The 20,768-nt window shown below is 70.1% G+C and carries 17 protein-coding genes; 8 read left to right on the top strand and 9 right to left on the bottom strand.

Features of this window, described 5'->3' with window-relative positions; translation table 11 throughout:
- The first annotated feature begins 132 nt into the window (after nucleotides 1-132).
- Nucleotides 133-951, top strand: coding sequence for a helix-turn-helix domain-containing protein (locus ABD987_RS27640; RefSeq protein WP_345399910.1), 819 nt, complete (start codon nucleotides 133-135; stop codon nucleotides 949-951).
- 14 nt (nucleotides 952-965) lie between these two features.
- Nucleotides 966-1,166, top strand: a complete 201-nt coding sequence (locus ABD987_RS27635; RefSeq protein WP_345399907.1) for a DUF397 domain-containing protein — start codon at nucleotides 966-968, stop codon at nucleotides 1,164-1,166.
- Nucleotides 1,167-1,729: 563 nt separating this feature from the next.
- On the opposite strand, the gene cimA is transcribed toward ABD987_RS27635, so the two are convergent.
- From cimA to ABD987_RS27620, 3 genes are all read right to left on the bottom strand, one after another.
- Nucleotides 1,730-3,364: a citramalate synthase gene (gene cimA / locus ABD987_RS27630; protein WP_345399904.1), complete on the bottom strand. Its 1,635-nt coding sequence runs from the start codon at nucleotides 3,362-3,364 to the stop codon at nucleotides 1,730-1,732.
- 359 nt (nucleotides 3,365-3,723) lie between these two features.
- Entirely contained in the window at nucleotides 3,724-4,764 is a 1,041-nt protein-coding gene (locus tag ABD987_RS27625) for a 3-isopropylmalate dehydrogenase (RefSeq protein WP_345399901.1), read from the bottom strand.
- Nucleotides 4,765-4,995: 231 nt separating this feature from the next.
- Nucleotides 4,996-8,394, bottom strand: coding sequence for a S8 family serine peptidase (locus ABD987_RS27620; protein ID WP_345399898.1), 3,399 nt, complete (start codon nucleotides 8,392-8,394; stop codon nucleotides 4,996-4,998).
- Nucleotides 8,395-8,568: 174 nt separating this feature from the next.
- Between ABD987_RS27620 and ABD987_RS27615 the strand changes: the two genes are divergently transcribed.
- Nucleotides 8,569-9,207, top strand: coding sequence for a GNAT family N-acetyltransferase (locus ABD987_RS27615; RefSeq protein WP_378214396.1), 639 nt, complete (start codon nucleotides 8,569-8,571; stop codon nucleotides 9,205-9,207).
- Between the two features lie 57 nt (nucleotides 9,208-9,264).
- On the opposite strand, the gene serA is transcribed toward ABD987_RS27615, so the two are convergent.
- Nucleotides 9,265-10,866 carry a phosphoglycerate dehydrogenase gene (serA, locus tag ABD987_RS27610; protein WP_345399892.1) on the bottom strand — a complete coding sequence of 534 codons (1,602 nt, stop codon included), beginning with the start codon at nucleotides 10,864-10,866 and terminating at the stop codon, nucleotides 9,265-9,267.
- 137 nt (nucleotides 10,867-11,003) lie between these two features.
- Nucleotides 11,004-11,567: a TetR/AcrR family transcriptional regulator gene (locus ABD987_RS27605; protein WP_345399889.1), complete on the bottom strand. Its 564-nt coding sequence runs from the start codon at nucleotides 11,565-11,567 to the stop codon at nucleotides 11,004-11,006.
- 92 nt (nucleotides 11,568-11,659) lie between these two features.
- Between ABD987_RS27605 and ABD987_RS27600 the strand changes: the two genes are divergently transcribed.
- The 4 genes from ABD987_RS27600 to ABD987_RS27585 all read left to right on the top strand — a co-directional run bounded on the left by ABD987_RS27600 (nucleotide 11,660) and on the right by ABD987_RS27585 (nucleotide 15,924).
- Nucleotides 11,660-12,568, top strand: coding sequence for a TIGR03620 family F420-dependent LLM class oxidoreductase (locus ABD987_RS27600; RefSeq protein WP_345399886.1), 909 nt, complete (start codon nucleotides 11,660-11,662; stop codon nucleotides 12,566-12,568).
- Complete coding sequence (locus tag ABD987_RS27595; protein ID WP_345399883.1) at nucleotides 12,565-13,398, top strand: TIGR03620 family F420-dependent LLM class oxidoreductase; 834 nt, start codon at nucleotides 12,565-12,567, stop codon at nucleotides 13,396-13,398. Before ABD987_RS27600 ends, ABD987_RS27595 begins: the two co-directional genes overlap by 4 nt.
- Before the next feature lie 176 nt (nucleotides 13,399-13,574).
- Nucleotides 13,575-14,942 (top strand): ankyrin repeat domain-containing protein, encoded by a 1,368-nt coding sequence (locus ABD987_RS27590; protein WP_425551094.1) that lies wholly within the window; start codon nucleotides 13,575-13,577, stop codon nucleotides 14,940-14,942.
- Between the two features lie 85 nt (nucleotides 14,943-15,027).
- Nucleotides 15,028-15,924 (top strand): nuclear transport factor 2 family protein, encoded by an 897-nt coding sequence (locus tag ABD987_RS27585; RefSeq protein WP_345399880.1) that lies wholly within the window; start codon nucleotides 15,028-15,030, stop codon nucleotides 15,922-15,924.
- Here ABD987_RS27585 and ABD987_RS27580 read toward each other — a convergent pair.
- The 4 genes from ABD987_RS27580 to ABD987_RS27565 form a co-directional block, all read right to left on the bottom strand.
- Nucleotides 15,921-16,217, bottom strand: a complete 297-nt coding sequence (locus ABD987_RS27580) for a DUF397 domain-containing protein (RefSeq protein WP_345399877.1) — start codon at nucleotides 16,215-16,217, stop codon at nucleotides 15,921-15,923. The two genes, ABD987_RS27585 and ABD987_RS27580, sit on opposite strands and share 4 nt — an antisense overlap.
- Nucleotides 16,218-16,412: 195 nt before the next feature.
- Nucleotides 16,413-17,426 (bottom strand): ketol-acid reductoisomerase, encoded by a 1,014-nt coding sequence (gene ilvC / locus ABD987_RS27575; protein ID WP_016336537.1) that lies wholly within the window; start codon nucleotides 17,424-17,426, stop codon nucleotides 16,413-16,415.
- Nucleotides 17,427-17,471: 45 nt separating this feature from the next.
- Complete coding sequence (gene ilvN / locus ABD987_RS27570) at nucleotides 17,472-17,978, bottom strand: acetolactate synthase small subunit (RefSeq protein ID WP_345399851.1); 507 nt, start codon at nucleotides 17,976-17,978, stop codon at nucleotides 17,472-17,474.
- A complete protein-coding gene (locus ABD987_RS27565) occupies nucleotides 17,975-19,864 on the bottom strand; it encodes an acetolactate synthase large subunit (RefSeq protein WP_345399848.1) in 1,890 nt (629 codons plus the stop codon). Before ABD987_RS27565 ends, ilvN begins: the two co-directional genes overlap by 4 nt.
- A 346-nt stretch (nucleotides 19,865-20,210) precedes the next feature.
- On the opposite strand from ABD987_RS27565, the gene ABD987_RS27560 reads away from it, so the two are divergent.
- Nucleotides 20,211-20,705: a PH domain-containing protein gene (locus tag ABD987_RS27560; RefSeq protein WP_345399845.1), complete on the top strand. Its 495-nt coding sequence runs from the start codon at nucleotides 20,211-20,213 to the stop codon at nucleotides 20,703-20,705.
- The last annotated feature ends 63 nt before the right edge of the window (nucleotides 20,706-20,768 follow it).

Below are 20,768 nucleotides of genomic sequence, written 5' to 3'. Positions count from 1 at the left end.
GCCCTCCCGAATTCGGCTAGCCGAACGCTATGCGAGATATCTAGCGATCGCAATCACACCATTGGGCGACACCCGAGCGCCGCGAAGCGAGAGAGGATGTGGGCCATGGCAACCAGGAACGATCCTTCCGCGATGCGCTGGCTGGTCGGCGTGGAACTGGCGCACTTCCGCAGGCAGACCGGCATGACCATCGCGGACGCGTCGGAGGCGTCCGGCATCACGCGGGCCAAGGTCGGGCACATGGAGACCGGCCGGTACCAGCAGTACCCCGACGACGTGGCGAAGCTGCTGGCCTCCTACGGCGCCACGCAGCGCGACATCGACCGGCTGACCTCGCTCGCGGGCAGTACCGAGGGCAAGTCCTGGTGGGCACCCTGGTCGCACATCGTGCCGGACTGGGTGAAAACCTTCGTCGGACTGGAAGGCCTGGCCGACGCCGAGTTCGTGTTCGAGCCCATGGTGCTGCCCGGCCTCTTGCAGACCGAGGACTACGCCCAAGCCCTCACCGAGTCGGCTGGCTTCGTCCGCCGAGACCATAGCGAGCGGTTCGTATCGTTCCGGCTGGCCCGCGCCAAACGGCTCACCGAGGAGGACCCGCTCGAACTTCACGCAGTGATCGGCGAGGCGGCCCTGCGGTTCAACATCGGCACCAAGGAGATCCGCCAGGCCCAGTACCGGCATCTGCTCAAGCTGGCAAAACTGCCGAATGTCACGATCCAGGTGCTCTCTCCCGAGGACGGCCAGCACGTCGCGACCACCGGGCAGTTCGTCGTGTTTGACTTCGCCCAAGCACAGTCGATCGCTTACAACGAGCACCTGGAAGGTGCCGTCTACGTGCAGGACCAGGATCACCTGCGGACCTATAGAATGGCGGTCGAGAACCTACGATCGGTCGCGTCCGCACCGACCAAATCCGTCGCGTTGATCAGATCCATGATCGACGGGAGTTAGCCCGGAGGCCAGCCGTGTCCGCCCCAGACCTCGCCACCGTCCAGTGGGTCAAGAGCAGCTACAGCAACAACAACGGCACGTGTGTCGAGGTGGCGTTCGTGCCGGGCGGGGTGGCGGCCCGGGACTCGAAGGATCCCGAGGGCGGCGCGCTGGCGTTCTCCGCCGCCGCGTTCGGCTCGTTCCTGCGCGTCATCGCTCAGCGTTCTCCGGAGTGACGACGGCCCGCCACGCATCCACCGGCGGCTTTCCCTCGGCGGCCCAGGCACGGAACGCCGCTTCCACCTCGTCCCACAGGCGCCGGGGACCGTACTGGCGGATGAGGCGGGGCCCAGGAGCACCGCTGTAGCGCGCGACGGCCCAGGATTCACCGGTCGGATCGCGCAGCCACAGGAGATGATCGCCGCCCTCGCCGACGGGTGGTCGGTGTTCCCAAACGCAGTTCGGAACCCGCACCCCGACAGCCCACCGGACGTCTGGTCTCTGAAGGCCACCTTCAGAGACTCTAACGCCCTGAAAGCGGCCTTGCCCGGCCGCTCCCCGCGTGGTCGAGCGCCCCAATGTGGCATTGGGTGCTCCGCCCTTGCCCCCACCGCCACCCTCAACGGAGACGCTCCGCGCCCAGCCCCCATTCCACGCACCCAATGTGGCGTTCGGTGCGTTGGACGCACCGAACGCCACATTGGGGCGCATGACCACCCCGAGCCCTGGTCTCTGAAGGCCACCTTGAGGGCGTTGAGGTCCCTCAAGGTGGCCTTCAGGGACTTGCGCCCACTTCACTTCACCCGGCGGCGAGCTGCCGCGCGGAAATGCTCTTGTGCACCAGCGCGTCGCACAGCGCGAGCCAGCTGGCTTCGACGATGTTGCCGTGCACGCCGACCGTCGTCCATTCCCGTTCCCCGTCGGTGGTCTCGACGAGCACCCGCGTGACGGCGTCGGTGCCCGGATGACCGGCCAGGATCCGGACCTTGTAGTCGGCCAGTTCCACACTGTCCAACCAGGACAGATACGGTGTCAGTGCCTTGCGCAGCGCGGCGTCCAGCGCGTGCACCGGGCCGTTGCCCTCCGCCGTGGCGATCACGCGCTCGCCGCGCACGTGGACCTTCACGGTGGCCTCGGACACGACCTCGCCGTCGGGCCGATGGTCGAGCACGACCCGGTAGGACTCCAGCTCGAACGGCGGCTCGTCGAGCACTTCGTGCTCGGGGCCGTCGACTTCCCTGCGCAGCAACAGTTCCAGCGAGGCGTCGGCGGCTTCGAAGGACCAGCCCTCGGATTCGAGCCGCTTGACCTTCCGCACCACGCTGGTGAGCGTTTCGGGCCGGCCGGCAAGGTCGACCCCGAGCTCACGTCCCTTGAGCTCGAGGCTGGCCCTGCCGGCCATCTCGGTGACCAGTACCCGCATGTCGTTGCCGACGGAAGCTGGATCGATGTGGTTGTACAGCACCGGATCCACCTTGATCGCGCTCGCGTGCAGCCCCGCCTTGTGGGCGAAGGCCGAAGCCCCGACGTAGGCCTGGTGGGTGTCGGGGGCGATGTTCGCGATTTCGGCAAGGGCATGGGAGACGCGGGTGAGCTCGGCGGTTCCTCCGGTCGGAAGGACCTCCATGCCGAGCTTGGTCACCAGGTTTCCCGTCACGGCGAACAGATCGGCGTTGCCCGCCCGTTCCCCGTAACCGTTGGCGGTGCACTGGACGTGCGTCGCGCCGGCCTGCACGGCGGCGACGGAGTTCGCCACCGCGCAGGAAGTGTCGTCCTGACAATGGATTCCGAGCCGGAACCCGGTCTTTTCCTTGACCTCGCGGACGGTTTCGGCGAGGCCGAGCGGAAGCTGCCCGCCGTTGGTGTCGCACAGCACGAGGACGTCGGCGCCCGCGGTGGCGGCGGCGTCCAGCACGCGAAGCGAGGTCTCGGGCGAAAACGCGTAGCCGTCGAAAAAGTGCTCGGCGTCGAGAAACACGCGACGTCCTTCTCCGACAAGGAAAGCGACCGTGTCACGCACCATCGCGCAGGCCTCGTCCACGTCGGCCCGCAGTGCGCGTTCGATGTGGCGCAGGTCCGACTTCGCCACCAGCGTGACGACCGGGGCCTGCGAGTCCAGCAGCGCGCGGACCTGCGGGTCGGCGTCGGCTGTGGTCCCCGCCCGGCGGGTCGAGCCGAACGCGACGAGCGCGGCGTGCCTGAGCCGCAGTTCCCCGGCGGCGGCGCGGGCGAAGAACTCGGTGTCCTTCGGCAGCGCACCGGGCCAGCCGCCCTCGATGAACCCGACACCGAGCTCGTCGAGCAGCCGGGCCACCGCCAGCTTGTCCGTGGCGGAGTAGGAGATTCCCTCGCGCTGGGCACCGTCGCGCAGGGTCGTGTCGTACAGGTGGAACGCGTCGCCGAGCGGAGTATCGGCGGGCTCCTTGCGGTTCACGGTCAGCTCCTAGGCCAGGAAAAACTGTTCTATGGCAACAAAAAAGCCTCCCGCAGGGATGCGGAAGGCTGCGCGCCGGATGCTCTCGTGGAGCACCTATCCGGCGCGCTCGGCAATAATCGTGGCGATGGTGGCCATGCGGGCATCATGCCACACACTCCTCGCCGCGTCCAACGGCTGGGCCCACCCTCCCACCTGACGAGACGCCCACGGTGTCCGTGAATGCCACATTGAGGGACTCAGAGTCCCTCAATGTGGCATTCACGGACCTGGGGCGAACCCCCGAAAAGCCGTGAAGGCCTCCTTCACAGCGCTCAACGCTGTGAAGGAGGCCTTCACGGACCTACCGTCGAGAAATCTCAGCCCACGGAGCGGACGTTGGAGGAGACCAGCGCCGCGAGCCGGTCGCCGATCGCCTGGGTCGCGCCCGGCGAGGCCTGATCACGCGTGGCGAGATCGAAGGCGACCGACGCCTCGATGCGCCGCGCGGCCTCCTTCTGGCCGAGGTGATCGAGCAGCAGCGACACCGACAGCACCGCGGCGGTCGGGTCGGCGAGGCCCTGGCCCGCGATGTCCGGGGCGGAGCCGTGCACCGGCTCGAACATGCTCGGGTTGCGGCGGGTGATGTCGAGGTTGCCGCTCGCGGCCAGCCCGATGCCACCGGTGACCGCGGCCGCGAGGTCGGTGATGATGTCGCCGAACAGGTTGTCCGTGACGATCACGTCGAAGCGGGAGGGGTCGGTGACCAGGTGGATGGTGGCCGCGTCCACGTGCGAGTAGGCGACGGTCACCTCCGGGTGCTCCAGCGAGACCTCTTCGACGATCCGCGACCACAACGAGCCGGCGTGCAGCAGCACGTTGGTCTTGTGCACCAGGGTGAGGTGCTTGCGCGGGCGCTGCTCGGCGCGGTTGAACGCGTCGGCGACGACCCGGCGGATGCCGAACGCGGTGTTGACGCTCACCTCGGTGGCGATCTCCTGCTCGGTGTCCTTGCGCAGCAGCCCGCCGTTGCCCGCGTAGGGCCCCTCGGTGCCCTCACGGACGACGATCATGTCGACGTCGCCGGGGTCACCGAGCGGACCACGCACACCGGGGTAGAGCCGCGCCGGGCGCAGGTTCACGTGGTGGTCGAGCTCGAACCGCAGGCGCAGCAACAGGCCGCGCTCCAGGATTCCGCTGGGCACCGTCGGGTCGCCGACCGCGCCGAGCAGGATCGCGTCGTGCTGGCGAAGTTCGCCGAGCACCGACTCCGGGAGCAGCTCGCCGGTGGCGTGCCATCGGGCGGCGCCGAGGTCGTAGTTCGTGATCTCCGCTGTCGGTACCACTTCACCGAGCACCTTCAGCGCCTCGGAGACTACCTCGGGCCCGATCCCGTCACCTGGGATCACCGCGAGCCGCATCCACACACCTCCGTCGACCAGGCCACCGGGTCCGGATGGCCCATCCGCAACAAACGCCAGCAGGCGGAAGGTTACCGGCCGTAGACAAGGCGTCGTAGCCGCACCACCCTTATGCCGGATCCCGACTGGGGCCCAGTCCGCCATACGAGTGAATACAGTGGGGGCTTTCCCAATCCTCGGGACAGGGAAAGCCCCCACCACCTCAGTGATTCACGGGTACGACCGGCAGGGTCAGCTCACCCCGATGGGCTGACGCCCGCCCTGCCTTCCCGGGTTGTCGTGCCCGGCGTTCCGGTCGCCGCCGGCCGCCTCGACCTTCACCACGTTCGCCCGGTCGCCCGCGGCGTTGTGGTGTTCGATCGCGAGCAGCCCGAGCGGCTTGTCGGCCGAGGCCGCCGCCTCATTCCGGTTCACGACCAGCGCCGTTCCCGGCTTGGCCACGTAACCGATCGCGGCGTCGCCACCGCCCTGCACCGTGTAACCCGGCGCGAGGGCGTCGAACGACAGCGGACCGTCGACCTGGTCGATCACCGAGCTGTTCCCGCCCGGCGCCGCGTAGAAGCCGCTCGTACCTACGGTGTAGCCGATCCGGTGAGATCCCCCGTTCGGGTCGATGCCCAGCGCCGCGAGACGGACCGGCAACACCACCACGTTCGTGTCGAACACGTTGGTGTCCACGTCGCCGAGCTGGCCGTTGACCGCCTGGAGATCGACCCTCGGATTGCCGGGCTGGGTCAGCGAGACCGTGCTGACCAACAGCACGTCGGACGCGCTGGCCTTGGTCACGTAGGTCTCGAAGTCCGGCTTCCCGTCACCGGTGGTGTCGATGTCGACGAACACCGTGGTGTTGCTGCCGAGGTTCGCCCAGTCGCTCCAGGTGGACACGCCGAACGCGAGCAGCGCGTCGTCCGGATTGCCCTGCGCCTTGGCCAGCGGCGCCGTCGAGGCCGCGCCGACGTAGCGGAGGTCGCCACCCTGCGCGGTCCGGTTGAGCGTGCACCCGGTGACCGTGTCGCGGTCGCATTCGGGCAGCCGGGGAGACTCCGCCTGCAGCTCGAAGACGCTGACCAGCGAGCGGTAGCGCTGGGCGCCGCTGCCCTGGTCGATCCCCTTGCCGGTCAGGTTCAGCACGGCCTGGTCCTGGCCGGGGCCGAACTTCACCGCGCCGGGGGTCTTGATCGACGAGACCGGCTTCGGCGCGGAATACACCGAAACCCGCAGCGGCACCGTCGCGCCGCTCTTCGGCGTGAACGCGACCCGGCCGGAAGCGTCCGCGACGAACTGGCGGGCCAGCCCGGCCTGCGCACTCGCCATGGTCGGGTCCATGACCTTGCGCAGCGCCTTCGGGTCGGTGATCTTCAACGTCACCTTGACCTTCGCGACACCACGCGGGCTCAGCTTCACCGACTGCTTGTCCACTGTGTACTCGACACCGGGCAGCGCGTTGACGGCCTCGTAGCCGACGGCGTACTCGACCGGGGTGACGCCCTTGTTGACGACCTTGAGCGTCTTGCTCAGCGTGACCGGCCCGCCCGCCTCGACGGTGCCGAAGTTGACCGTCACCGCGCCCGGGTCGTCCGCCACGTAGGCCAGCACCTGGTTGTCCAGCGCGGCCTTCGCGTCGATGCGGCCGCTGCCCACGCGCTGCGGCGCGTAGGTGTGGCCCGCCGCGTCGTGCAGGTCGTGCCCGGCGGTGCCGATCACCGCGGCCTTGACCTCCTCGACCGACCAGTCCGGGTGGGCCTGGCGGATCAGCGCGGTGATGCCCGAGGTGTGCGGAGCTGCCATGGACGTCCCGGAAAGGACGGTCCTGCCGTTGCCGCTGCCCCGGAACGCCGAGGTGATCGTGTCACCGGGCGCGGTGACGTCCGGCTTGACCGCCGGGCCGCGCCCGCCGCGTGAGGTGAACCCGCTCGGGGTGTCCACAATGGACTTGTCGGAGGTCTGGACGCTGGCGCGGCCCGCGCCGGTCAGGCGCACCTGCAGCGTGCCCGCGTTCAGCGCCGGGCGCGTCGCGGCGGTGGCGCTGCCGGTGAGCTGGAACATCGGCACGCCCGCGTTGCCCGCGATCCCGGCGCCGAAGTGTTCCAAAGCGGACGAAGCCAGCACACCCTTGGCACCGGCGGCCTGCGCGTTGGTGGCCCGTGCCGCCGACCCGCACGCGCGCGTCGCGTCGTTGTCGTCCCATTCGAGCCAGACGATCCTGCCCGCGGCCTTCGCCTTGTCCTCCGCGGAATACGGCTTGCAGCCCGCGTTGTTGGCCGCCGAGAGCGCGACGACGGGCGCGGTCAGGTCGAGCTTGTCGTACCCGGCGAAGTCCTGGCTGAACTGCCCGGTCCGCTGCGCGGGCGCCGGGGCCGTCACGTCGATCGCGTCCCGCAGCACACCCGCGTCGCGGCCGCTGGCCACGGTGAGCGCCTCGGGCGTGCTGCCGGGCGAACCGCCGATGTCGTTGATGTCCCCGCCGTTGCCCGCGGAGAACACCGGGAGCACGTTGTTCGCGACGAGCTTGCGCACGAACAGCGAGTCCGGGTCGTCCGGCGCGCCGAAGTCCATGCCGAGCGAGAGGTTCACGACGTCGAGGTGATCGGTGAAGTCCCCGTCGCCGTCCGGGTCCAGCGCCCAGTCGAGCGCCTGCGAGGTGACGTTGGTCGATCCCTTGCAGCCGAACACCTTGACGGCGTAGAGCAGGGCCTTCGGCGCGGTGCCGGGGCCGATCCGCATCTCGTCGAGCTTCTTGCCGGTCAGCTTCTTGTAGTCGCCGGTGAAGGTGCTGCCGTCGGCGTTGACGCCGTACCCGGCGATCGTGCCGGCGACGTGCGTGCCGTGCTCACCGCAGGCGAGCGGGTTCGGGTCCGGTACCGGCGTCGGCGAGCCCTGTTTGCCGCTCGCGTCGTAGCCGTCGCCGACGAGGTCGGTGCCGCCGACCACCTTGGCGCTGGGGAACAACGGGGTCGGCTTCGCCGGATCGACGCCCTTGTACGCCTCGGGAGTGCCCGGCCCGCCGAAGTCGGCGTGCGTGTAGTCGATGCCGTCGTCGATGACGCCGACGCGGATCCCGTCGCCGAACTTCCCGGTCTGCTGCCAGGTGGCGAGCGTGTTGGTCAGCTGCTCCGCGCTGGCGTTGGTGCGGGTCTTCGGCACGACGGTGCGCACCGAGACGACGTCGGCCCGCTTGGCGACCTCACGCAGCTTCGCGGCGTCGGTGGTCACCACGGCGCCGGGGACCGCGTTCGCGGTCTGGGTGACCAGCCGGGTGCCCGCGTCGGCGGCCTTGAGCTGGCCGAGCACCGAGCCCACCGCCGCGGCGGCGTCCGCCTTGGCCGCGCGGGCGGCCTGCTTGGCCTTCTCCTTGCCCGCGCCCCTGCCCTGCTCCTCGTTGAACGCGTCGACCGCGGGCTTCTTCGCCACCTCGACGAACGCGGTGACCTGTCCCTGCGCGGTGTTCAGCCGCGGCTCGATCTTGCCGTCCAGCGCGGCCGGGTCGATCCTGGCCTTCCCGGCGCTCTCGGCGAGTGGCGCGTCCTGCGCCGAGGCGGCGGGCGCTCCCGCCACCGCCGTCGCCAGCACCACGGCGAACAGCGCGGTGGAGGACCGCACCGCCCAACCGGGCAAGCGGGATCTACTCATGGGTGGCTCCCCTTACTCGAAACCTGGATGGAAGAACCTACTGTGGCTCCGAACCCCGACGGTGAGCCGCAGTCTCGCGAACCGAACCTAATGGCACGAAACACCTACTTCGGTAGGCAGCTTGCTCCGTTACGTGAATGTGATTGCCGGCGCGGTCGCCAAAAAGTGGCGAAAATGACCGCGCTTATCGGCAGCGCTTTGCCTAATCTGAGCGTCGTGAATCACTGGCAAACCCACCCGGCGCTGACCGGCGAGCACGTCCGCCTCGAACCGCTGACCGCCGAGCACGCGAAGGGGCTGTTCGAAGCGGGCCAGGACCCCGCGATCTGGACCTGGCTGAGCCTGCGGCAGCCCGCCGACCTGCCCGAGGCCGAGCGCATGGTCGAAGCGATGCTCGCCGACCGCACCCGCCAGGCGTGGGCGCAGCTCGACGCGAAGACGGGCCGGGTCGCGGGCACGACGTCGTACTACCAGCTCAACGAAACCCACCGGATCCTGTCGATCGGCTACACCTGGCTCGGCGCGGACTGGCACCGGACCGCGCTCAACACCGAGGCGAAGCTGCTGCTGCTCACGCACGCCTTCGACACGCTCGGCGCGCAGCGGGTGAGCTGGGAGACCGACATCCGCAACCTGCGCTCCCAGCGCGCCATCGAACGGCTGGGCGCGCTCCGGGAAGGGGTGCTCCGCGCGCACCGGATCCGGCCGGACGGGTCCGCACGGGACACCGTCGTCTACTCGATGGTGGAAAACGAATGGCCGCCCGCACGGAAACGCCTGCGCGAACGGCTCACGGCGTTTCCCCCGGCCTGAAACGCGGAAAGCCGCCCCGGGCCAGGAGACCCGGGGCGGCTTTCGACGGGACGAATGTCAGTCGAGGTTCACCGCGCGGATGGTGTGCGCGCCGACGGCGGCGCCGATCGGCTCCAGCACGTGCGCGTCCACCGCGCGGTCCACGCGCAGCAGCATGACCGCGTCCGACCCGTCGGTGGTCTGGCTGATCTGCGCGGCCTCGATGTTGAGCCCCGCCTCGCCGAGCAGGGTGCCGACGCGGCCCATGATGCCGGGGCGGTCCGGGTACTCCAGCAGCAGCACGTCACCCTCGGCCCGCAGGTCGAAGTGGCGGCCGTTGACCTCGACGATCTTCTCGACGTCGTCCTTGCCGGTCACCGAGCCCGAGACCGACAGCGTGGTGCCGTCGCCGTGCACCGCGCGCACCGTGACCAGGCTGCGGAACTTCGGGCTCTCCGACTCGGTCACCAGCTCGACCTGCACGCCCAGCTCCTCGGCCAGCCGCGGCGCGTTGACGAAGGTGACCTGGTCGTGGACGACACCGGCGAACACGCCGCGCTCGGCGGCGAGCGTCAGCACACTGGTGTCCTCAGTGGACAGTTCACCCCTGACCACGACGGTGACCGAGGTCGGCGCCTTCGGCTTGAGCGCGGTGAGCACGGTGCCGAGCTTCTGGGTGAGCGAGAGGTAGGGCCGGACGTGCTCACCGACCGCGCCGCCGCCCGAGACGTTCACCGCGTCCGGCACGAAGTCGCCGCGCAGCGCGAGCAGCGTCGAACGTGCCACATCGGTGCCCGCGCGGTCCTGCGCCTCGGCGGTCGAGGCGCCCAGGTGCGGGGTGACCACGACGTTGTCCAGTTCGAACAGCGGGCTGGCCGTCGTCGGCTCGGTGACGAACACGTCGATCCCGGCGCCGCCGACGTGACCCGAGCGGAGCGAGTCGGCCAGCGCCTCCTCGACGATGAGGCCGCCGCGGGCCGCGTTGACGATGATGACGCCCGGCTTGGTCTTCTTCAGCGCCTCGGCGTCGATGAGACCCTTGGTCTCCGGGGTCTTCGGCAGGTGGATCGAGATCGCGTCGGCGCGCTCCAGCAGCTCGTCGAGGGTGACGAGCTCGATGCCGAGCTGCGCGGCGCGGGCGGCCGAGACGTAGGGGTCGTAGGCGATGAGCTTGGTGCCGAAGGCGGCGATGCGCTGGGCGAACAGCTGGCCGATCTTGCCGAGGCCGACGACGCCGACGGTCTTGCCGTTGAGCTCGACGCCGGTGTAGGCGCTGCGCTTCCACTCGCCGCCACGCAGGCTCTGGTCGGCGGCGGGGACCCGGCGGGCGACCGCGAGCAGCAGCGCGACGGCGTGCTCGGCGGCGGAGACGATGTTCGACGTCGGCGCGTTGACCACCAGCACGCCACGCTCGGTGGCGGCCGGGACCTCGACGTTGTCCAGGCCGACGCCGGCGCGCGCGACGACCTTGAGCTGGGTGGTGGCGCCGAGCACCTCGGCGTCGACCTTGGTGGCCGAGCGCACCAGGAGCGCGTCGGCGCTCTTCACCGCCTCGAGCAGCGCCGGGCGGTCGGTCCCGTCCACGTGCCGGACCTCCACCTCGTCGCCGAACACACTCAGCACCGAGGGCGCGAGCTTTTCCGCGATGAGGACGACGGGCTTGCTGGGCTTGCTGCTCACAGGGCGGCTCCCACTATCTGGTCACCGCGCCGAGGACGCGCGGTGCTTGATCAACCGGTGGACGGATCGGCGCACGCCGTTGTGCCCGTGTGAGCGGGAGTTTAGCCCGGTGGGCGCCCACCCCGCTGCCCCCGTTGTTAACTTGCCCGTAATCCCTCGAAAACAAGGGTCAACAGGCGCTCCATGCCTCGCTCACCGGGCAGGTGCGTCCCGGCCCAGGAAGCACCGTGCAGCAACAGAAGCAGCTCGCGGGTGGTGACGTCGGCCCGGAGTGCGCCGGCTTCCTTGGCCCTGTCCACCAGCTGGGACGCCGCCTCCTGCATCGCGTGGCAGGAGGCGTGCAGCGCCGAGCCGGGGTCGTTGATCGCGTCGGCCAGCAGCTCGGTGAGGCCGCGGTAGGCACCGGAAGCCGTGCCGAACCCGACGAGCCAGGTGTACAGCCCGTCGAGCGGGTCCTCGGCCGCGAGCAGCTCCCGCGCCTTCCCGGCCTGGGTGTCGAACCGGTCCCGTAACAGCGTTTCGAGCAGGACCTCCCTGGTCGGGAAGTGCCGGTAGAGGGTGCCGATCCCGACCCCGGCGCTGCGCGCGACGTCCTCGAGCGAGGCGTCCACCCCGCGTTCGGTGAAGGCGCGCTTCGCCTCGGCCAGCAGGCGTTCGTAGTTGCGGCGGGCGTCCGCCCGCATCGGCTTGACGTCGGTCATCTCGGCTCCGAAGCTTACCGCGTGACAAACCGGAGGCTACCTCCGTAAAGTAACCGGAGGCAGCCTCTGTTTACCGAAGGGATGACCTGGGGATGACACTGATCGAAGAGACCAGGGCCAGGCTGGGCGCCGTCGGCGCCTGGCTGCCCACGGCACCGCTGACACCGCCGCCGGAGGCCGAGCGCGCCGCCACCCGGCGACTGGCCGAACTGGGCTACGGCTCGGTGTGGAGCGGCGAAGGGCCCGGCACCCGCGAGGTGTTCGCGCATTTCGGCGACCTGCTGGCGTCGACGGAGAACGTGGTGCTCGGCACCGGCATCGCCAACGTCTGGTCCCGGCCGGGCCGGACCGCGCAGAGCGGCGGGACGACACTGGCGCGGGCCCACCCCGGCCGGTTCGTGCTCGGTGTCGGGATCGGCCACGCGTTCCAGGCCGAGAAGTACGGCGAAAAGTACCGCCCGTACGAGAAGATGCGCGCGTATCTGTCCGAAATGGACTCCACGGCGGCCGAGAAACCCGCGCCGGTCGCGTTTCCCCGCGTGCTCGCGGCCGTCGGCCCGAGAATGCTGGAGCTTGCGCGCGAGTTCACCGACGGCGCGCACCCGTTCGCCCAGCCCGTCGAGCACACCCCGTACGCGCGCGAAATCCTCGGGCAGGACAAGCTGCTGATCCCGCAGCAGACCGTCCTGATCGGCACGCGCGAGGACGCGCGGGAGCACGTCCTCCGGCTGGCGGAGCAGATACGGGCGAACAACGTCAAGGGGTACCTCGACGGCTGGAAACGGCTGGGCTACACCGACGCCGACTTCACCGGCCCCAGCGACCGGTTCACCGATGGCATGGTCCTGTGGGGCACGCCGAAGACCATCGCCGGACGACTGGCGGAACTGCTCGACGCCGGAGCCGACCACGTGCTGCTCAGCCCGGCCACCGAAACCTTGGAGTCCATTGTGGACGTACTGGCCGAACTGGCGCCCGCGGTGACGGCGGTGGCGCGATGACCGTCGGGATCTGGACCTTCGCCTTCGACGGCAAGGAAATCGGCGAGGTCCGCGCGGCCGCCGCCGAGGTCGAGTCGCTGGGGTTCACCGCGCTGTGGTTCGGCGAGTACCGCGGCCGCGAGGCGTTCGTCCAGGCGGCGTTGCTGCTCGGGGCGACCAGCACGCTGACCGTGGCGACCGGGATCGCGCGGTTCTCCCAGCGCGACGCCCCGACGGCCGAGGCGGCCGGGCGTACCCTCGCCGAGGCGTATCCGGGCCGGTTCACGCTCGGACTCGGCGGGCACCGGCCCGGCAGCGGCACCCTCACCGCCATGCGGTCCTATCTGGACGCGATGGACGAGGCGGACCTGGACGTCCCCGGCGCCCGGCCGCGCCGGGTGCTCGCCGCGCTGGGGCCGAAACTGCTGGAGCTGGCGGCGGCACGGACCGACGGCGCCCATCCGTACTTCGTCCCGCCGGAGCACACCGCGTTCGCGCGGGAGACGATGGGACCGGACGCGTACCTCGCCGTCGAGCAGGCGGTCGTGCTCGACGCGGATCCCGAGCGGGCGCGGCGGATCGCGCGCGAGCACGTCGGCGGCTACGTGCGGATGGCACCGCACCAGCGGGCGAACCTGCGGCGGCTGGGCTTCACCGACGCCGATCTCGCCGACGGCGGCAGCGACCGGCTCGTCGACGCCATCGTGGCCCACCGCGGCGAGCAGGAGGTCGCCGACCGGGTCCGGGCACACCTCGACGCGGGCGCCGACCACGTCTGCGTCCAGGTCCTCGGCGAGGGCCCGGAGATCCCGCTGACCGGCTGGCGCCGCCTCGCCCAGCTCGTGGCCTGAGGACGGAACGTGGGACTCACACGCGTGAGTCCCACGTTCGCGCACGGGTCGCGGTAGCGTGGAGGTGCGCGGTGCGGGCCGCGTCCCGTCCGCGGAAAGGGCCGAGCCCACCCCCGTACGACCCGTTTCACCCATCGGCCGCCTTCTTTCCTGCCCGGCGCCAGCGGACCACGGGCATGACGGGGAAGGAGGATCCCGTGCACATCCTGCCCGCGAAACCCAGCCTGGAGCAGCTGCGTAAACGCGCGAAGGAGCTCGCCCGCGCGGAGTCGGTCAAGCTGTCGGAGGCGCAGTTCCGCCTCGCCCGGCAGCACGGCTTCCCGAGCTGGCCGAAACTCCAGGCGTACGTCCGGCGCATCGCCGAGCACGGCGACGGACTTCAGCACGCCTACCACCAGGACACCGCGTACTACGCCGACCGCGCGGACGGCCTGCTCGCCTCGGCTCTGGACGAAACACCCGGCACCCACGAGCACTTCGACCGCTGGTACCAGCCACTCACTCCCGAGGGCGCCCGCACCGTTGTCGCGCGTCAGCACGGCTTCGCCTCCTGGCGTGCCCTTCGCGACCACGTCCGGACCCTCGCGGACAGTGGTGAGCCGTTCGCGCGGGCGTACCGGTTGGTCGAGGCCCACGACGTCGACGGGCTCGCCGAACTCGTCCGGCGGTTTCCCTGGCTGGTGCACGCCGCCGGGACCAACGGCAACGACCTGCTCGGCATGGCGGGCGCGACCGGCGACGAACGGCTGACCAGGGTGCTGCTCGACCATGGCGCCGATCCGGCACGCCCCAACGCGCACGGCTGGACACCGCTGCACCAGGCCGCGTACGGGAATCTGCCGCTGCTGCTGGACATGCTGCTCGAAGCCGGTGCGCCGACGGACGTCTCCGCCCGGGGCGACGGCGGCACTCCGCTGGTCGTGGCGTTGTTCTGGGGGCACCGCGAAGCCGCCGAAAAGCTGGCCATCCACGACCTGACACCGGCGAACCTCCGCGTCGCCGCCGGCCTCGGCCGCGCGGACCTGCTCGACGAGTTGCTCACCCCGGACGGCACGCTGTCCCCCGCCGCCGGAGCGCGTCGCGCGTTTTACCGGCCGCACAGCGGTTTCCCGCGCTGGCGGCCGTCCGGCGATCCGGCCGAGATCCGCGACGAAGCGCTGAGCTGGGCGGCCCGCAATGACCGGGTCGACACGCTGCGCACGCTCGTCGAGCGCGGTGCCGTGCCCGACGCCGACGTCTACCGGGGCACCGCGCTGGCCTGGGCGGCCGCGCAGGGCAAAGCCGCCGCGACCCGAGCGCTGCTCGACCTCGGCGCGGAGGTCGACCAGCGCGGCACTTTCGGCGGTCCGGGACACGGCGTGGGCGTCACGGCGCTGCACCTGGCGGCACAGGGCGGGCACGTCGGCGTCATCACCGCTTTGCTCGACGCGGGCGCCGACCCGTCCGCGCGCGACGCGCTGTACGACAGCACGCCCGAGGGCTGGGCGGACCACTGTGGACAGCCGGCGGCCCGGGAGGTGCTGCGCGGCCTGGCGCGGCACTGACGGCAATACGATAGACAAACGGAGTGGCTAGTCCGTAGCGTTGAATACGGACTAGCCACTCCGTTTTTTCTGACTGGGAGGAACCATGACCACACCCCGGGTGGTGTTCGACCGGCTCGGCGAGGGCATCGCGGAAGCGCGCTGGGGCGAGCTTTCCGCGCTCTACGCCGAAGACACCGTCGTCGAGCTCCCGCACCAGCCGCCCGTGCCCGGCCGTATCGAGGGCCGCGCCGCGGTGCACGAGCGGTTCACCAGCCCGCTCGCCGCGTCGCTCCGGTTGCGCCGCCACGACACCGTGGTGCACGAAACGACCGATCCGGAGGTGATCGTCGCCGAGTACGCGTACTCGGGCGAAGCGCTGAAGACCGGGAACACGTTCGAGTCGGCCAACATCCAGGTGCTGCGGGTGCGGGACGGGCTGATCACGCACTCCCGCGACTACCACGACTACCTTAAGCTCGCCGTGGCCCAGGAGACCTTCGCCGTGCTCAAGGCCGGATTCGCCGACACGAAAAGGGAACTCGCCCCGCTGCCGCCGCGTCCGGCATCGACAGCGGATCCGGGCAGCAGCCCGCGAGGCGTGTTCGAACGGCTCGTCCACGGCGTCTCGGACGGGCGATGGGCCGAACTGCCCGATCTCTACGCGCCGGAAACCCACGTGACGCACCCGTTCCTGCCGGGCGCGCCGGTACTGCGTTCGCGCGACGACCTCCGGGAGCACTTCTCCGTCGGCGCCACGATGGAGATCGACATCGAGGCGCGGGATCTGGTGACCTACCAGAGCACCGACCCCGAGGTGATCATCGGCGAGTTCACCTACCAGGGCAGCACCGGGATCGGCTCGCCGTTCCGGGTGGCGAACATCTTCGTGCTGCGGGTGCGGAACGGGCTGATCGTCGAATCCCGCGACTACGGCGACCACCTCGCGCTCGCGGCCGCCGCGGACCGTCTCGACGAGCTCGCGGCGCGGCTGGGCGCCTAGCTCTCCTTCGCCGGGGCGGGCTCTTCGAAGTCCTCGGGCAGGTCGAACTCGCCGTCGCGGACCCCGGCGACGAAGGCGTCCCATTCCGCCGGGGTGAACACGAGCACGACGCCGTCGGGCTTGGCCGACTGGCGCATGGCCACGTAGGTGACCCCGTCGGTGTGCGGGACGAACGCGTACTCGATGCAGTCGTCGAGCGTGACGCCCTCGGGTTCGGCGCGGATCCAGGCGGCCTCGCTCAGATCCAGCTCGTGCCGGATGTGTGCCTTGTCGTCGACCGGCTGTTCACTCATGACGCCAGGGTAGCTGCCCGCGCACCGAGCGACAGCAAAGGTCCCCTGCTCACTTTCCGTCGCCCCCGAAACGCCGTGAAGGCCTCCTTCACAGCGTTGAATCCAGTCATGCCGCGCGCAGCGCGTCCGTTGAGGGCGGCGGCGGGGGCATGGATGGAGCTGTGAAGGAGGCCTTCACGGAACAGCGGGAGAGACTCAGGCGGTCTCGGTGATCGGGCGGTCCACCCACGACATCAGGTCGCGCAGCTTCTTGCCGGTCTCCTCGATCGGGTGCTGGTTGCCCTGCTCCTCGAGCTTGGTGAAGTTCGGGCGCCCCGCCTCGTCCTCGGCGACCCACTCGCGAGCGAACGTGCCGTCCTGGATCTCCCCGAGGATCTTCTTCATCTCCTCCTTGACCGCGGGCGAGATGACGCGCGGGCCGCGGGTCAGGTCGCCGTACTCGGCGGTGTCAGAGATCGAGTAACGCTGACGCGCGATGCCGCCCTCGTACATGAGGTCGACGATGAGCTTCAGCTCGTGCAGCACCTCGAAGTAGGCGATCTCCGGGGCGTAACCGGCCTCGGTGAGCACCTCGAACCCGGTCTGCACCAGCGCGGACGCGCCACCGCAGAGCACGGCCTGCTCGCCGAAGAGGTCGGTCTCGGTCTCCTCGGTGAAGGTCGTCTTGATGACACCGGCGCGGGCACCGCCGATGGCCGCGGCGTAGGACAGCGCGAGCGCCTGGGCGTTGCCCGAGGCGTCCTGCTCGACCGCGATCAGGGCGGGCACGCCCTTGCCGTCGACGAACTGACGGCGGACCAGGTGGCCGGGGCCCTTCGGCGCGACCATGGCGACGTCCACATTGGACGGCGGCTTGATCAGGTCGTAGCGGATGTTGAAGCCGTGGCCGAAGAACAGCGCGTCGCCGTCCTTCAGGTTCGGCGCGATGTCCTGCTCGTAGATGAAGCGCTGCTTGGTGTCCGGCGCCAGGATCATGATCAGGTCGGCTTCGGCCGACGCCTCGGCCGGGGTGAGCACGCGCAGGCCCTGCTCCTCGGCCTTCGCCCGCGACTTGGACCCCTCGGGCAGGCCGATGCGGACGTCGACGCCGGAGTCACGCAGGCTCAGCGAGTGGGCGTGGCCCTGGCTGCCGTAGCCGATGACAGCGACCTTGCGCCCCTGGATGATCGAGAGGTCGGCGTCGTCGTCGTAGAAGATTTCCACTGCCATGGGGGGTACTACTTCCTTTCCTGACTGCACGAAAAACTAGCGGGACTAGCGGGGGGAGGTGGCGGTGATCGAGCGGGCCCCGCGCCCCACCGCGACCATGCCGGACTGGACGAGCTCACGGATGCCGTACGGCTCCAGCATCCGCAGCAGCGCGCCGATCTTGTCCGAGGTCCCGGTCGCCTCGACGGTGAGCGCCTCCGGCGAGACGTCCACCACCTTGGCTCGGAAGAGCTGGACCGTTTCGAGGACCTGGCTGCGCACGGTGGCGTCGGCCCTGACCTTCACCAGCAGCAGTTCGCGCTGCACGGCGGTGGACGGCTCCAGTTCCACTATCTTGATCACGTTGACCAGCTTGTTGAGCTGTTTGGTCACCTGTTCGAGCGGTAGCTCCTCAACGGCGACCACGATCGTCATGCGGGACACCTCGGGGTTTTCCGTGGGCCCGACGGCGAGGGACTCGATGTTGAACCCGCGGCGGGAGAACAGCCCGGACACCCTGGCGAGCACGCCCGGCTTGTTCTCGACCAGCACGCTCAGCGTGTGCACGCTCATCGCTGTTCTCCTTCCGCACTGGCCTCGGCGATCTCGGCGACCTCGCTGACCTCGTCGTCGTCGAACAGCGGCCGGATCCCGCGCACCGACATGATCTCGTCGTTCCCGGTGCCGGCGGCGACCATCGGCCACACCTGGGCATCCTTCCCCACCACGAAGTCGATCACGACGGGACGGTCGTTGATCTCCATCGCGCGGCGGATGGTGGCGTCGACGTCTTCCCTGGTCTCACAGCGCAGGCCCGCGCAGCCAAGTGCCTCGGCGAGCAGCGTGAAGTCGGGGATGCGGTGCTTGTGCGTGCCGAGGTCGGTGTTGGAGTAGCGCTCGGAGTAGAACAGGTTCTGCCACTGGCGGACCATGCCGAGGTTGCCGTTGTTGATCACCGCGACCTTGATCGGCGCGCCCTCGATGGCGCAGGTGGCCAGCTCCTGGTTGGTCATCTGGAAGCAGCCGTCGCCGTCGATCGCCCACACCGGCTTGTCCGGGACACCGAACTGCGCGCCCATCGCCGCGGGCACGGCGTAGCCCATCGTGCCGAGACCGCCGGAGTTGATCCAGGTGCGCGGGTTCTCGTACTTGACGAACTGCGCGGCCCACATCTGGTGCTGCCCGACGCCCGCCGCGTACACCGCGTCCGGGCCGACCAGCTCACCGATCCGCTCGATGACGAACTGCGGCGACAGCGAACCGTCGTCGGGCCACTCGTAGCCCGCCGGGTAGGTCTTGCGCCAGTCGTCGAGCTGCGTCCACCAGTCGGCCAGATCCGGCTTGCCGCGCTCCTGCTCGGCTCGCACCGCGGTGATCAGCTCGCCGATGATCTCCTTGCAGTCCCCGACGATCGGCACGTCGGCCTTGCGGTTCTTGGAGATCTCGGCGGGGTCGATGTCCGCGTGGACCACGGCGGCGTCCGGCGCGAACGACGAGAGCTGACCGGTGACCCGGTCGTCGAAGCGGGCGCCGAGGGCGATCAGCAGGTCGGCCCGCTGCATCGACGCGACCGCGGCGACCGAGCCGTGCATGCCGGGCATGCCCAGGTGCTGCGGGTGCGAGTCGGGGAAGGCGCCCCGCGCCATCAGCGTCGTGACGACCGGGATGCCGGTCAGCTCGGCCAGCTCGCGCAGCTGCTCCGACGCCTCCGCCTTGATGACGCCGCCGCCGACGTAGAGCACCGGTCGCCGGGATTTGGCGATGAGCCGCGCGGCCTCGCGGACCTGCTTGCCGTGCGGGCGCAGCGTCGGCCGGTAGCCCGGCAGCCGCAGGTCGGCAGGCCACGCGAACGACGTCATCTCCTGGAGGACGTCCTTCGGGATGTCCACCAGGACCGGGCCTGGCCGGCCCGTCGAGGCGATGTGGAAGGCCTCGGCGATGGTCCTCGGGATGTCCGCCGGGTCGGTGACCAGGAAGTTGTGCTTGGTGACCGGCATCGTGATGCCGCAGATGTCGGCTTCCTGGAACGCGTCGGTACCGATCAGCGCCCGGCTCTGTTGCCCCGTGATGGCGACGACCGGGACGGAGTCCATGTTGGCGTCGGCCAGCGGCGTGACCAGGTTCGTCGCGCCGGGGCCGGAGGTGGCCATGCAGACGCCGACCTTGCCGGTCGCCTGCGCGTACCCGGTGGCGGCGTGCCCGGCGCCCTGCTCGTGCCGGACCAGGACGTGGCGGACCTTCGTCGAGTCGAGAAGCGGGTCGTAGGCGGGCAGGATGGTCCCGCCCGGAATGCCGAAGACGACTTCGGCGCCGACCGCCTCGAGCGAGCGCACGAGCGACTGGGCGCCCGTGACCCTTACCGGCGTTCCCGCCGGCGGCGCCGGCTTCGGACGTGCTCCTGGGACACCGGGCGCTGTCGGCCCGGGCTTCGCGTCGCTGCGCGACGTGGCACTGGTCATCGGTCTCTGCCTCGTGGGTCTCGATGTGTCACTCGTTCGGGTGCGGATCCGGCGGTGGAGCTGGTCCTGGGCAACGCTGTGTCCGAACATGGCCGTGTCCGAACATCAAAAAACCCCCGCCGACCGTGAGGTCGCACGAGGGTCGCGCGTCGACGCAGCGGAGACTTCCTAAGCGTCGACGCGCTGGGGAAGTACGAGGCCGGTCTGCGTTGTCACGAGGCAGACGGTAATCCGGCCCCTGGCGAGGTGTCAACTCTGCGGGATGAGGATTCCGCATGCTGGACACCCGAAGAGGTGAGCGCACCCGCTGCCGAGCCGCCGCGCGCGGCCGTGCACCATCTTGGGCGTGGCCGAAAAAGAGCAGCGCAACCAGGCGGACGAGGGCCGGAAGGCCGTCTTCAGGATCCCGGGCACCGCGTACGCGGCGATCGCCCTCCTCACCGTGTGTGTGACGCCTGTCGCACTCGGCGAGATCCCCGGGCTCGAGTTCCTCTACCTCGCCCCGATCGCGCTGTTCGTCTTCGTGCTCCGGACCCGCACGGTGGCCACCCGGGAGGGACTCGCGATCCGGACGATGTTCGGCAACCGCGACATTCCGTGGTCATCGTTGAAGGGCCTCGCCATTACCAAGAAGGCGCGGGTGCGGGCCGTACTGCAGGACGACACCCAGGTCACCCTGCCGACCGTGCGCACCCGGCACCTGCCGGTGCTGTCGCTGGTCAGCGAGGGTCTCGTGGCCGACCCGAGCGGGCTGCTCGACAACGACGAGCCGCCGGCCGAAAAGCCCGTCGCGGACAAGCCGACCGAGACCGGCCCCTCCGGGGCGGCACCCCAGGAGTAGAATTGGTAGGACCAGTTTTGCGGGCCCCTCGAACCCCGCACTGGTCCATCCGCCTCCACCTGG

Source organism: Amycolatopsis samaneae, assembly GCF_039541975.1.
Taxonomy (GTDB): domain Bacteria; phylum Actinomycetota; class Actinomycetes; order Mycobacteriales; family Pseudonocardiaceae; genus Amycolatopsis; species Amycolatopsis samaneae.
Note: the sequence above shows the minus strand (reverse complement) of the source record. Positions and strands in the feature narration are given on the sequence as shown.